The organism is Streptomyces sp. NPDC058246 (genome assembly GCF_042881985.1).
GTDB lineage: Bacteria > Actinomycetota > Actinomycetes > Streptomycetales > Streptomycetaceae > Streptomyces.
Window position 1 is genome coordinate 508,717 of sequence record NZ_JBHVWZ010000002.1, and the last position, 12,793, is coordinate 521,509.

At 70.2% G+C, this 12,793-nt stretch carries 10 protein-coding genes and 1 pseudogene; 9 read left to right on the plus strand and 2 right to left on the minus strand.

All coding sequences use genetic code 11. The features are described from left to right. The first annotated feature begins 280 nt into the window (after positions 1-280). The 8 genes and pseudogenes from ACFVXA_RS04790 to ACFVXA_RS04825 all read left to right on the plus strand — a co-directional run. On the plus strand, positions 281-1,504 hold the full coding sequence (locus ACFVXA_RS04790) for an amidohydrolase (RefSeq protein WP_362032320.1): 1,224 nt from the start codon (positions 281-283) through the stop codon (positions 1,502-1,504). A gap of 284 nt (positions 1,505-1,788) precedes the next feature. Beyond that, positions 1,789-2,844 carry a BMP family ABC transporter substrate-binding protein gene (locus ACFVXA_RS04795; protein ID WP_362032235.1) on the plus strand — a complete coding sequence of 352 codons (1,056 nt, stop codon included), beginning with the start codon at positions 1,789-1,791 and terminating at the stop codon, positions 2,842-2,844. A gap of 200 nt (positions 2,845-3,044) precedes the next feature. After that, the gene (locus ACFVXA_RS04800; protein WP_362032323.1) at positions 3,045-4,571 is read left to right on the plus strand and encodes an ABC transporter ATP-binding protein; all 1,527 of its coding nucleotides are present in this window, start codon (positions 3,045-3,047) and stop codon (positions 4,569-4,571) included. Next, positions 4,568-5,695: an ABC transporter permease gene (locus ACFVXA_RS04805; protein WP_362032237.1), complete on the plus strand. Its 1,128-nt coding sequence runs from the start codon at positions 4,568-4,570 to the stop codon at positions 5,693-5,695. Before ACFVXA_RS04800 ends, ACFVXA_RS04805 begins: the two co-directional genes overlap by 4 nt. Beyond that, complete coding sequence (locus tag ACFVXA_RS04810) at positions 5,695-6,981, plus strand: ABC transporter permease (protein ID WP_362032240.1); 1,287 nt, start codon at positions 5,695-5,697, stop codon at positions 6,979-6,981. The genes ACFVXA_RS04805 and ACFVXA_RS04810 overlap by 1 nt, the downstream gene beginning before the upstream one ends. After that, positions 6,978-7,379, plus strand: a complete 402-nt coding sequence (locus tag ACFVXA_RS04815) for a cytidine deaminase (RefSeq protein WP_362032242.1) — start codon at positions 6,978-6,980, stop codon at positions 7,377-7,379. The genes ACFVXA_RS04810 and ACFVXA_RS04815 overlap by 4 nt, the downstream gene beginning before the upstream one ends. A 69-nt stretch (positions 7,380-7,448) precedes the next feature. Then, positions 7,449-8,732, plus strand: a complete 1,284-nt coding sequence (locus ACFVXA_RS04820) for a thymidine phosphorylase (protein WP_383735687.1) — start codon at positions 7,449-7,451, stop codon at positions 8,730-8,732. A 151-nt stretch (positions 8,733-8,883) separates the two neighbouring features. Beyond that, positions 8,884-9,123, plus strand: a pseudogene (locus tag ACFVXA_RS04825) (hypothetical protein); the annotation flags it as partial. Between the two features lie 39 nt (positions 9,124-9,162). Here the strand turns inward: ACFVXA_RS04825 and ACFVXA_RS04830 are convergent. Both ACFVXA_RS04830 and ACFVXA_RS04835 read right to left on the minus strand, forming a co-directional pair. Beyond that, positions 9,163-10,218 carry a sigma-70 family RNA polymerase sigma factor gene (locus ACFVXA_RS04830; protein WP_362032247.1) on the minus strand — a complete coding sequence of 352 codons (1,056 nt, stop codon included), beginning with the start codon at positions 10,216-10,218 and terminating at the stop codon, positions 9,163-9,165. A 212-nt stretch (positions 10,219-10,430) separates the two neighbouring features. Continuing rightward, positions 10,431-11,735, minus strand: a complete 1,305-nt coding sequence (locus ACFVXA_RS04835) for an MFS transporter (RefSeq protein WP_383911151.1) — start codon at positions 11,733-11,735, stop codon at positions 10,431-10,433. 62 nt (positions 11,736-11,797) lie between these two features. On the opposite strand from ACFVXA_RS04835, the gene ACFVXA_RS04840 reads away from it, so the two are divergent. Further along, positions 11,798-12,751, plus strand: a complete 954-nt coding sequence (locus ACFVXA_RS04840) for a LysR substrate-binding domain-containing protein (RefSeq protein ID WP_362032253.1) — start codon at positions 11,798-11,800, stop codon at positions 12,749-12,751. Positions 12,752-12,793: the final 42 nt, after the last annotated feature.

Consider the following 12,793-nt stretch of genomic DNA (forward strand, 5'->3'; position numbering starts at 1 on the left):
GGGTGAGATCTGTGGGACCGTGGGGTACGGGAATGAGCTCGGGCACTCCGAGCGTTTACCGTGCAGAATCGGAGGGTAACCCCCGCCGGATTCGGATCATGGGATGCCCGACCGGCAGGTTCAAGATCCAATAGCCCGGAAAGGCGGGAAAGTTTACCCATCCCCGTCGTCACGTATGCGCCGCGCGGCCGGAATTTCTTCCCCTAACGGGCTGAAGTTTTGTTGATCGTGGGTCAGTTGGCCGCCCGATCGCCCTACCCTTCAGAGGGTGAACCAACTGATGTCCCGAGAGTCCGAGGCCGATCTTCCCGGGGAAGCACCGCTCCCCGGCGCGCTGCCCGAGGCACTGCGCGCCGAACTCGTCGCGTTCCGCCGCGACTTGCACATGCACCCGGAGCTCGGCAACCAGGAGTTCCGCACCACGGCGGCGCTGAAGGCGCGTCTGGAGCAGGCGGGCCTGAAGCCGCGCGTCCTCGACACCGGGACCGGTCTCATCTGTGACATCGGCGACTGGGACGGCGTACGCCCCATGCTCGCGCTGCGCGCCGACATCGACGGGCTGCCCATCCCGGACACGAAGACCGACTGCGCGTACCGGTCGACCGTGCCGGACCGCGCCCACGCCTGCGGCCACGACATCCACACCACCGTCGTGCTCGGCGCCGGTCTCGTCCTCGCCGAGCTGCACCGCGAGGGCCGCCTCGAGCACCCGGTGCGGCTGATCTTCCAGCCCGCCGAGGAGGTGCTCCCCGGCGGCGCGGCCGACGCGATCGTTTCGGGTGTCCTCGCCGGCGTCGGGCGGATCGTCGGCGTGCACTGCGACCCGAAGGTCGACGCGGGGCGCATCGGCCTGCGGCACGGCCCCATCACCTCGGCGTGCGACCGGCTCGAAGTCTCTCTCGACGGCGCGGGCGGTCACACCGCGCGCCCCCACCTCACCACCGACCTCGTGACGGCCGCCGCCCGCGTCGTGACCGACGTACCGGCGCTGGTCGCCCGGCGGGTGGACGCGCGCAGCGGGCTCGCCGTGACCTGGGGGCGTATCGAGTCCGGACACGCCTGCAACGTCATCCCGCAGCACGCCGAGCTCTCCGGGACCGTGCGCTGCCTGGATCTCGACGCCTGGCGCGCCGCGCCCGACCTGGTGCACGCCGCCATCGACGAGATCGCGAACCTCTACCGCGCCAAGTCCGAGATCAACTACATCCGTGGCGTCCCGCCGGTCGTGAACGACCCGGCCGTCACGGAACTCCTCCGCGACGCCATGACCGCCCGGCTCGGGGCGCAGTCCGTCGAGGACACCGAGCAGAGCCTCGGCGGCGAGGACTTCTCCTGGTATCTGGAGCACGTGCCCGGGTCGATGGCCCGCCTCGGTGTGCGCACGCCGGGCGACCGCACCACCCGTGACCTGCACCAGGGCGATTTCGACGCGGACGAGTCGGCGATCACGGTGGGTGTCGAGCTGTTCACGGCGGCGGCGCTGCTGGACGCGGCGGAGCGTTGAGCGACCGGCCCCCCGGCGCGGGGGGGCCGTTCCGACGTCCGGCGCAACACTGTTGTAAGCCATTCGTCCTTGGTTCGAAATCATCGGCGCGGAGCCGCAAGATCCCGAGTTCAGACGCTGTTTGCCTCGAATCGATAACGGCTTCGCGAGAGGTGTTTTTCTGACATCTACGCGCGTTACGATGCCGCGAAGCCGACGCCGACGGGGCGTCCCGGCTCGAGCACTGGCATGGTGCTCACATCAAGCGCCGACATGGCGCTCAGGTCAGGTGAAGGAGCCTTCCCGTGCGCCGGGTAGCCAAGCTTTCCGCTGCGTGTATCGCGACCGCAGCTCTCGCACTGTCTGCCACTGCCTGTGGTAGCACCTCCTCCGAGAACGATTCCTCGTCGTCTTCCTCCGGCGACGGCAAGGGCATCAAGATCGGACTGGCCTTCGACGTCGGTGGCCGTGGTGACCGTTCCTTCAACGACTCCGCCGCGCGCGGCGCCGACAAGGCCAAGTCCGAGTTCGGCGGCTCCATCAAGGAGCTGACCGCGAAGAACTCCGACACCGAGGCCGACCGCGAGCAGCGCCTCACGGACCTGGCGGACGCCGGCTACAACCCGATCGTCGGTGTCGGCTTCTCCTACGCCGCGTCGATGGCCAAGGTCGCCAAGAAGTTCCCGAAGACCAGCTTCGGCATCGTCGACTCGGTGGTGGACGCCAAGAACGTCGACAGCATCACCTTCACCGAGGAGCAGGGCTCCTACCTGGCCGGTGTCGCCGCGGCGCTGAAGACCAAGAAGGACCACGTCGGCTTCATCGGCGGCGTCGACGTCCCGCTGATCAAGAAGTTCGAGGCCGGCTACGTCCAGGGTGTCAAGGACACCAACTCGAAGATCAAGGTCGACACCCAGTACCTGAGCCACGGCTCGGACCTCTCCGGCTTCTCCAGCCCCGACAAGGGTAAGGAAGCCGCGCAGGGCATGCTCGACAAGGGCGCCGACGTGATCTACACGGCGGCCGGCTCCTCCGGCAACGGCGCCATCGAGGCGGTCAACGGGCAGAAGGGTGCCTGGGCCATCGGCGTGGACTCGGACCAGTACAACATCCCGGGTCTGGCGAAGTACAAGAGCTCGATCCTGACCTCGATGGTCAAGAACGTCGACGTCGGTGTCTACGACTTCATCAAGTCGGTCCACGACGGCAAGCCGCTGACCGGCACCAACACCTACTCGCTCGCCAAGGACGGTGTCTCGCTGGCCACCAGCGGTGGCTTCATCGACGACATCAAGGCCAAGCTGGACGCGGCCCAGAAGAAGATCGTCGACGGCAGCGTCACGGTCAAGACCACCCCGTGATCTGACGGGTCCCCGCCGGACCCCGGGCTCGGCGAGAGGCGCGCTCTGCAGCCCCTCGCCGAGCCATAACAATGTGTCAACTCTACGCGTGTAGCATGGAGTTGCCGCGCTAGCGTCGCCGACGCCTGCCCTCCCCACGCAGCCCCTTTCCCCGAGGAGAGTGCGCCATCAACGCGTCCAGCCCTCCCGCTGCCGTCGAACTGCGCGGCATCACCAAGCGTTTCCCCGGTGTCGTCGCCAACCGCGACATCGACATCACCGTCCGCACGGGCACCGTCCACGCCCTCTGCGGTGAGAACGGTGCCGGCAAGTCCACCCTGATGAAGATCCTCTACGGCATGCAGCAGCCGGACGAGGGCACCATCACGGTGAACGGCGAGCGGGTCACCTTCCACACCCCCGCCGACGCCATCGCGCGCGGCATCGGCATGGTGCACCAGCACTTCATGCTGGCCGACAACCTCACCGTCCTGGAGAACGTCGTTCTCGGCGCGGAGAAGCTCCACGGCATCGGCGCCAAGGCGCGTACGAAGATCAAGGAGATCTCCGACGCGTACGGGCTGAACGTCCGGCCCGACGTCCTCATGGAGGAGCTCGGCGTCGCCGACCGTCAGCGCGTGGAGATCCTCAAGGTCCTCTACCGCGGCGCCAAGATCCTCATCCTCGACGAGCCCACCGCCGTCCTCGTGCCACAGGAGGTCGACGCCCTCTTCGACAACCTGCGCGAGCTGAAGGCCGAGGGGCTCACCGTCATCTTCATCTCCCACAAGCTGGGCGAGGTGCTGTCCGTCGCCGACGAGATCACCGTCATCCGGCGCGGCACCACGGTCGGCACGGCCGAGCCGAAGAGCACCACCTCCAAGCAGCTCGCCGAGCTGATGGTGGGCAGCGAACTGCCCACTCCGGAGACTGAGGAGTCCACCGTCACGGACGTCCCGCTGCTGAAGGTGGACGGGCTGCACCTGTCCCAGACGGACCTCGACGGCATCGAGCGGATCATCCTCGACGAGATCTCGCTGACCATCCACAAGGGCGAGGTCCTCGGCATCGCCGGAGTGGAGGGCAACGGCCAGTCCGAGCTGGTCGAGGCGATCATGGGCATCCGCGACCCCGACGCCGGCGTCATCACGCTCGACGACACCGACATCTCCCACGCGCCCACCCGCCGCCGCCGCGAGGCCGGCGTCGGCTACATCCCCGAGGACCGCCACCGCCACGGCCTGCTTCTCGAAGCACCGCTGTGGGAGAACCGCATCCTCGGCCATGTCACCGAGCGGCCCAACTCGCGCGGCGGACTGCTCGACCTCAAGGCCGCCCGCGCCGACACCGAGCGCATCATCAGCGCGTACGACGTCCGCACGCCGGGCATCGAGGTGACCGCGGGCTCGCTGTCCGGCGGCAACCAGCAGAAGCTGATCGTCGGCCGCGAGATGAGCCACCGGCCCAAGCTCCTGATCGCCGCCCACCCCACCCGCGGCGTGGACGTCGGTGCGCAGGCCGCGATCTGGGACCACATCCGCGAGGCCCGCCGTGAGGGTCTGGCCGTGCTGCTGATCTCCGCCGACCTGGACGAGCTGATCGGGCTCTCCGACACCCTGCGGGTGATGTACCGCGGCCGCCTGGTCGCCGACGCGGACCCCGCCACGATCACCCCCGAGGAGCTGGGCTCCGCCATGACGGGTGCGGCCACCGGCCACCTGGAGCACACAGAGGACGACGACCGATGAAGAAGCTGACCTCACGGATCGACAAGGAGCGGCTGCTCCTCGGCCTCGCGGCGCCGCTGCTGGCGCTCGTCGCCGCGATCGTCGTCACCACCCTGGTGATCCTCGCCACCGGCAAGAACCCGGGCGACGCCTTCAGCGACATGCTGACCTACGGCACCGCCAGCGACAGCCAGGTCTACATCCTGAACAAGGCGACGACGTACTACCTGGCAGGTGTCGCGGTGGCCATCGGCTTCCGGATGAACCTGTTCAACATCGGTGTCGACGGCCAGTACCGGCTCGCCGCGTTCTTCGCGGCGGTGCTCGGCGGCGCGCTGACCGTCCCGGGCTGGATCGCCGTCCCGCTGATGATCATCTGCGCGATGGGCGTGGGCGCCCTCTGGGCCGGTATCGCCGGCATCCTCAAGGTGACCCGCGGCGTCAGCGAAGTCATCTCGACGATCATGCTGAACTCCATCGCCACCGCGATCATCGCCTACCTCCTCCAGCCGGGTAAGCTCGCCGAACTCCAGAGCGGCGGCACCGTCGTATCGACCAAGCCGCTGCCGCAGGACTCCTGGTTCTTCTCGTTCGACACGGGCGCGGCGGGCGTGCTCTGGGGCTTCATCGTGATCGCCGTGCTCGTCGGTGTCGCGTACTGGTTCGTGCTCGGCCGCACCCGCTTCGGCTTCGACCTGCGCACCGTCGGCCAGTCCGAGACCGCTGCCGCGGCGAGCGGCGTCAGCGTCAAGCGCATGATCGCCACCAGCATGGTCATCTCCGGGGCCGTCGCCGGTCTGATCGGCATGCCGACCTTGCTCAACGACAGCCACCAGTTCAGCAACGACTTCCCGTCGGGCATCGGCTTCACCGGCATCGCCATCGCGCTGCTCGGCCGCAACAGCCCGATCGGCATCGCCCTCGGCGCCCTCCTGTGGGGCTTCCTGGAGCGCACCACCAACCACCTGGAGTTCCAGGGCTACGACAAGGAAATCCTCGGCGTCATCCAGGGCGTCATCGTCCTGTGCGTCGTCATCGCCTACGAGGTCGTACGCCGGTACGGCCTCAAGCGTCAGCAGCAGCGGGTCGGCGCCGAACTCGCCGCCCAGGCCGCCGCCCGGACCGAGAAGCAGGAGGTGGCGTGATGACTGCCACGATGACCGACACGCCGCCGCCCGCGGCGCCCAAGGCGGACACAGGCCCCCAGCGGTCCGGCCGGTCGGCCGGCCAGATCCTCATGATCGTCGCGGGCGCGCTGCTGCTCGTGGCCGCGGTCCGCGTCATCACCGGCGCCGACCAGCTCACCTCCGCCGGACAGGTCGGTGCCGCGCTCGGCCTCGCCGTGCCCATCGGCCTCGCCGGCCTCGCGGGCCTGTGGTCCGAGCGGTCCGGCGTGGTCAACATCGGCCTCGAGGGCATGATGATCCTCGGCACCTTCGGAGCCGGCTGGGTCGGCTGGCAGTCCAGCCCCTGGCTCGGCCTGCTGTGCGGTGTCGGCTTCGGTGTCCTCGGCGGTCTGGTGCACGCCGTCGCGACCATCACCTTCGGCGTCGACCACATCGTCTCCGGTGTCGCGGTCAACCTGCTCGCGCTCGGCACCACCCAGTACCTCGCCAAGCTCTTCTTCTCGGAGGGCAAGGCCGCGGACGCGGGCGGCAACCCCAAGCAGTCACCGCCCGCGGACTCGCTGGGCCACATCACCGTGCCCGGTCTCTCGAACGGTCTCGAGTCGCTCCAGAAGCACCACTGGTTCCTGATCTCCGACCTCGCGGGCATCCTCGGCGGCCTGGTCACCGACGTGTCCGTGGTGACGGTCCTCGCCGCGCTGCTGTTCGTGGGCAGCTGGTGGCTGCTGTGGCGCACCCCGTTCGGCCTGCGCCTGCGTTCCTGCGGTGAGAACCCGGTCGCCGCGGAGTCGCTCGGCGTCAACGTCTACCGCTACAAGTACATGGCCGTGGCGGTCTCCGGCGGCCTCGCCGGACTCGGCGGCGCCTTCCTCGCGCTGGTCACCTCGCACATCTACCTGGAAGGCCAGACCGGCGGCCGCGGCTACATCGGCCTCGCGGCCATGATCTTCGGCAACTGGCGGCCCGGTGGACTGGCCATGGGCGCGGGCCTGTTCGGCTACTCGGACGCGCTGCAGCTGCGCAACGGCGGCGTGACCGTCCACGCGCTGCTGCTCCTGCTGGTCGTCCTGCTCGCGGTCCTCGCCGCCTGGAAGCTGTACCGCAAGGCGCACTGGCAGGGCGCGATCAGCCTCTTCGTCGCCGCGCTCGTCCTGGTCTGGTACCTGCTCACGGACGAGGTGCCGAGCGACTTCGTGGGCGCCACCCCGTACGTCGTCACGCTGCTCGTGCTGTCGCTGTCCGCGCAGCGCCTGCGCATGCCCAAGGCCGACGGGATGCGTTACCGGAAGGGCCAGGGCAAGTGACCACGCCGGCCGCCGTCGACTGGGAGGCGCTGCGCGAGCTGGCCCGCGAGGCCATGTCCCACGCGTACGCCCCCTACTCGGGCTACCCCGTCGGAGTCGCCGCCCTGGTCGACGACGGCCGCACGGTCTCCGGCTGCAACGTCGAGAACGCCTCGTACGGCCTCGGCCTGTGCGCCGAGTGCGGGCTGGTCTCGGAGCTGCAGCGGACCGGCGGCGGCCGGCTGACGCACTTCACCTGCGTCGACGGGCACGGCGAGATCCTCGTCCCCTGCGGGCGCTGCCGCCAGCTGCTGTTCGAGTTCGGCGGGCCGGATCTGCTCCTGGAGACCCCGGCCGGAATCCTGCCGCTCTCCGAGATGCTGCCGCAGGCCTTCGGTCCGGACCATCTCACCAAGTAATTCCGTGCGGCCCCTCCTGTGATCCACTGATCTCCGGAGGGGCCGCTCATTTCATCCGGAAGGAAAGCCATGGCCATGGACGCCGTCTCCGTCATCCGCGCCAAGCGGGACCGCGGGGAGCTCAGCGACGAACAGATCGACTGGGTCATCGACGCGTACACCCGAGGCGAGGTCGCCGACTACCAGATGGCCGCCCTCAACATGGCGATCCTGCTCAACGGCATGAACCGCCGTGAGATCGCCCGCTGGACGGCCGCGATGATCGCCTCGGGCGAGCGCATGGACTTCTCGTCCCTGTCCCGCCCGACCGCCGACAAGCACTCCACGGGCGGCGTCGGCGACAAGATCACGCTCCCGCTGGCGCCCCTGGTGGCCGCCTGCGGCGCGGCGGTCCCGCAGCTGTCGGGCCGGGGCCTCGGCCACACCGGCGGCACGCTCGACAAGCTGGAGTCCATCCCGGGCTGGCGGGCGCTCCTGTCGAACGAGGAGATGCTGCACGTCCTCGACACCACGGGCGCGGTCATCTGCGCGGCGGGTGACGGCCTGGCCCCCGCCGACAAGAAGCTCTACGCGCTCCGTGACGTCACCGGCACGGTCGAGGCGATCCCGCTGATCGCCTCCTCCATCATGTCCAAGAAGATCGCCGAGGGCACGGGCTCCCTGGTCCTGGACGTGAAGGTCGGCAGCGGCGCCTTCATGAAGACCATCGAGGACGCGCGGGAACTCGCCTCCACGATGGTGGGCCTGGGCACGGACCACGGTGTGAAGACGGTCGCGCTCCTGACGGACATGTCGACCCCGCTCGGCCTGACGGCGGGCAACGCCCTTGAGGTACGGGAGTCGGTCGAGGTCCTCGCGGGCGGCGGCCCGTCGGACGTCGTCGACCTCACCATCGCCCTGGCCCGCGAGATGCTCGACGCGGCCGGCGTCAAGGACGCCGACCCGGCGAAGGCGCTGGCCGACGGCTCCGCGATGGACGTGTGGCGCCGCATGATCGCCGCGCAGGGCGGCGACCCGGACGCAGCGCTGCCCGTCGCGCGCGAGCAGCACGTGGTGAACGCCCCGGCCTCCGGTGTGCTGACCCGCCTCGACGCGTACGACATCGGCATCGCCGCCTGGCGCCTGGGCGCCGGACGCGCCCGCAAGGAGGACCCGGTGCAGGCCGGCGCGGGCGTCGAACTGCACGCCAAGCCGGGCGACACCGTGACGGCGGGCCAGCCGCTGCTCACCCTCCACACGGACACCCCGGAGCGCTTCGAGTACGCCCTCCAGGCGGTCGAGGGGTCGTACGACATCGCGGCGGCGGGCACGGACTTCAAGGCGACGCCGATCGTGCTGGACCGGATCGCGTGAGCTGAGCCTTCCCCTCCTTCGGGGTGAACGGGACCGGTGGAACCGCACCGGTCCCGTTCACCATGTCCGCGCTCCACGTCCGCGCTCCACGTCCGCGCTCCATATCCGCGCTGCGTGGCCGTGCTCTACGTCCGCGCTTCATGTCCGAACGATGAGTTCTGGGCGCCCGGCCGGTCTACAGACTGTGGACGCCACGACACCCGCCGTACTCGTACTGCCCGGACTCGTCACCCGTGACGAGGTGCCGGGGCTCTGTGAGGACGTGCGGGCACAGCTGGAGACGACCGGGGCCGGGGTCGTGGTCTGCGATGTCGGGGGGCTGGGGCCGCCCGGCCTGACCGCCGTCGACGTACTGGCGCGGCTGGAGCTGGCCGCGCGGCGGGCCGGAGGACGGATACGCCTGCGCAACCCGGACCCGGCCCTGCGCGCCCTACTCGACCTGGTCGGCCTCGGCCTGGACGTCGGCGACGCCTCCGACACCTGCGGCCTCTCCGTCCCCGTCGAGCCGGAGCGGGAGGCCGAAGAGCGGGAACCAGCGGGCGGTGTCCAGGAAGCAGTGGAACCCGGTGATCCGCCCCTTTGAGATCTCCAGGGCCTGCACCGCCCAGGGCGTGTAACCACCCGCTTCCGGATCCGGCTTGTACTGGGCGAAGCCGGGCAGACCATTGACCTCGACGGGGATCAGGCGCGAACCCGCGCATGCGGCGCCCAGGGTGGTCATGAAGCCGGTGATGTCGTCCGTGCCGCGCAGCCACAGGTCGAACGGCGGCATCGTCATGATCGCGTCCTCGTGGAGCAGCGCGGTCAGCGCCGTCATGTCGTACCCCTCGAAGGCGGCGACATAGCGCTCCAGGAGCTTCTGCTGCTCCTCGTCGAGCGGGTCGGACGCCGCGGCCTCCGCGCCGGCGCCGTCGCTCTCGGCGAGGGTCGCGCGGGCCCGCTGGAGCGCGCTGTTGACCGAGGCGACCGTGGTGCCGAGCAGCTCGGCGACCTCGCTCGCCTTCCAGGCGAGGACCTCGCGCAGGATCAGCACCGCGCGCTGCTTGGGCGGCAGCTGCTGGAGGGCCGCCATGAAGGCGAGCCGCACCGACTCCTTCGCGACGGCCGCCTCGGCCGGGTCGCTGACCGTGGGCAGTACGCGGGCGTCGGGCATCGGCTCCAGCCAGGTGTTGTCCGGGCGGGGATTGAGGGCCGCCTGCGCCAGCGGGGAGGGGGCGGTCAGGTCCATCGGCCGCGCCCTTTTGTTGCCCGCGTTCAACATGTCCAGGCATACGTTCGTCGCGATCCGGTACAGCCAGGAGCGCATCGAGGAGCGGCCCTCGAACTTGTCGTAGCTGCGCCAGGCGCGGACCATCGTGTCCTGCACCGCGTCCTCGGCCTCGAAGGAGGAGCCGAGCATCCGGTAGCAGTACCCGGTCAGCTCGACCCGGTGTTTCTCCAGCCGGACGTCCAGGTCTGTCGTCGTCGCCGTACCTTCGCTGCTCATAGCCAACCCACCCCTGTGGCTGTGGTCCGTCCCGCGCGTCGTTGCGCCGGCACTTCGGAAGCTACCGCAGCCCACTGACAATGGCGTGCGGAGTGGGCGTTTCGCCCCCGCCGCCCCTGAACAGGGGCAGGGGGAACTGCGCAACGGGGTCCGGGACGGAGCCCCAGGTACGGGACGGGAATGGACAGGGGCGGCGGGGGCGGGAACCGCCTTCAGTGGGCCGGCGCGGGCTTCCGGCGGGACTGGACGCGCGCCGCGTGGGAGCCGAAGACCGTGATGGTCACGACGCCGAGGACGGCCAGCAGGCCGAGGACCACCGTGCCGCCCCAGCCCCCCGCGTGAAAGGCGACCGCCCCCATCGTGCTCCCCGCACTGGAGCCGACGTAGTACGCGGACTGATAGAGGGCCGAGGCCTGCGCCCGGCCACGCACCGCGGTGTGACTCACCGCCGAGGACGCCACCGCATGCCCGGCGAAGAACCCCGCCGTGATGAGAACCAGACCGAGCAGCACGAGGGGAAGCGAGTCCGCCAGGGACAGCAGCAGACCGGAAGCCGTGGTGCCGCCCGCGAGGTACAGGGACCCTCGCCGGCCCAGGCGGCCGACCAGCCTGCCCGCCGTCGACGCCGACACCGTACCCACCAGATACACCAGGAAGATCGATCCGATGATGCCCTGGGGGAGCGAGAAGGGGGCCTCGGTCAGGCGGTATCCGATGACCGTGTAGACCCCGCCGAACACCATCATGAACAGCGCGCCGATCGCGTACAGCCGGCGCAGCAGCGGGTTGGAGAGGTGGTCCCGGACCGTCCGGACCAGGACACGCGGCCGCAGCGAGCCCGGCGTGAAGTGCCGAGGCGCCGGGAGCAGCAGCCGGAAGGCCACCGCGCAGGCCACGGCGATCACGCCGATCGTGCCGACGGCCACCCGCCAGCCCCACTCCTGCGCGACCCAGCCGGTGATGACCCGGCCGCTCATCCCGCCGACGCTGTTGCCCGCCACGAAGAGACCGATGGCCGTGATCAGCGCCTTGGGGCGGACCTCCTCCGCCAGATACGCCGTCGCCGACGCCGGAAGGCCGGCGAGGGCCGCGCCCTGCACCGCCCGCAGCGCGACCAGCGCGCCGATCGACGGGGCGAAGGGGACCAGCAGCCCGACCGCCACCGCGACGACCAGCGACGCCGTCATCAACGTACGCCGTCCGAAACGCTCCGACAGCGCGCTCATGGGGAGCACGAAGAGCGCCAGCCCGCCCGTCGCGGCCGACACCGTCCAGCTCGCCTCGCTCGCACTCACCCCGAAGTCCGTGGAGACGAGCGGGAGGAGGGCCTGAGTCGAATAGAGCAGCGCGAAGGTCGCCACACCGGCGAGGAAGAGGGCGAAGCTCATCCGGCGGTAGCCGGGCCCGCCCGGGGCCATACGGGAATCGCGGGTGCCGCGAGCGTCACGGGAGTCGGTGGCAGGGGCGGAGGCGGTGGCGCCCACGGTGGTGGGCGCCTCGGTACTGGCGGAAGGCATGCTTCGAACGTAAAGAGCCGCCGCTCATCCGTCCAATGCACGGAAACCCCATAATCGATCCCATGGCGCATCAGCAGAGGTCAGAAGCTCACCTGTCACCGTCCAGTGACACAGAAGACATCGTCGCGCTGCTCGCCCCACGCCTCGCGTACTTCGCCGGAGTCGCCCGCACCGAGCACGTCACCCGGGCCGCGCAGGAGATGCAGGTCCCGCAGTCGACCCTGTCCCGGGCCATGGTCCGGCTCGAACAGGACCTGGGCGTCGACCTGTTCGCGCGCCGGGGCCGCACGGTGGCGCTGACACTCGCCGGGCGCACCTTCCTCTCCTCCGTCGAACGCGCCCTCGCCGAGATCGAGCGCGCCGCCGACGAGGTGCGCGCCGACGCGGACCCGGCCACCGGCAAGGTCGCCTTCGGGTTCCTGCACACCATGGGATCCGAGACGGTCCCCGGCCTGATCCGCGCCTTCCGCGCCGACCATCCCCGGGTCCGTTTCAGCCTCGTGCAGAACTATGGCGAGGCGATGCTGGAGCGGCTGCGCGCGGGCGAGTTGGACCTGTGCCTCACCTCCCCCGTGCCGGACGCGCCCGATCTGGTCGGCCACCGCCTCGACGAACAGAAACTCCGGCTTGTGGTACCGGCCGACCACCGCCTCGCCGCCCGCAAGCGCATCCGCCTCGCCGAGGCCGCCGACGAGACCTTCGTGACCCTGGAACCCGGCTACGGCCTGCGCCGTATCACCGACGACCTCTGCACGGAGGCCGGCTTCAAACCGCGCGTCGCCTTCGAGGGGGAGGAGGCGGAGACCCTGCGGGGCCTCGTCGCCGCAGGTCTCGGGGTGGCGCTCCTTCCCCCACCGGCCGTACCCCGTCCGGGGGTTGTGGAGCTGACGGTGACGGCACCGCGTGCCGCACGGGAGATCGGGGTGGCCTGGCTGGGCGGCCATCCCGACACCCCACCGGTGGCCGCCTTCAAGAGGTTCCTGCTGTCCCGACGGGGACGCCTGCTCCCGGACTGACCACTCCCGGACGGCCCCAGGGCCTGTCCAGGAGTGGTCGGT

Excerpts from the sequence above, each read along its gene's own strand:
- ACFVXA_RS04790 (WP_362032320.1), top strand. The coding sequence starts at position 281 with ATGTCCCGAGAGTCCGAGGCCGATCTTCCCGGGGAAGCACCGCTCCCC.
- ACFVXA_RS04805 (WP_362032237.1), top strand. The coding sequence starts at position 4,568 with ATGAAGAAGCTGACCTCACGGATCGACAAGGAGCGGCTGCTCCTCGGC.
- ACFVXA_RS04810 (WP_362032240.1), top strand. The coding sequence starts at position 5,695 with ATGACTGCCACGATGACCGACACGCCGCCGCCCGCGGCGCCCAAGGCG.
- ACFVXA_RS04820 (WP_383735687.1), top strand. The coding sequence starts at position 7,449 with ATGGCCATGGACGCCGTCTCCGTCATCCGCGCCAAGCGGGACCGCGGG.
- ACFVXA_RS04830 (WP_362032247.1), bottom strand. The coding sequence starts at position 10,218 with ATGAGCAGCGAAGGTACGGCGACGACGACAGACCTGGACGTCCGGCTG.
- ACFVXA_RS04835 (WP_383911151.1), bottom strand. The coding sequence starts at position 11,735 with ATGCCTTCCGCCAGTACCGAGGCGCCCACCACCGTGGGCGCCACCGCC.
- ACFVXA_RS04840 (WP_362032253.1), top strand. The coding sequence starts at position 11,798 with ATGGCGCATCAGCAGAGGTCAGAAGCTCACCTGTCACCGTCCAGTGAC.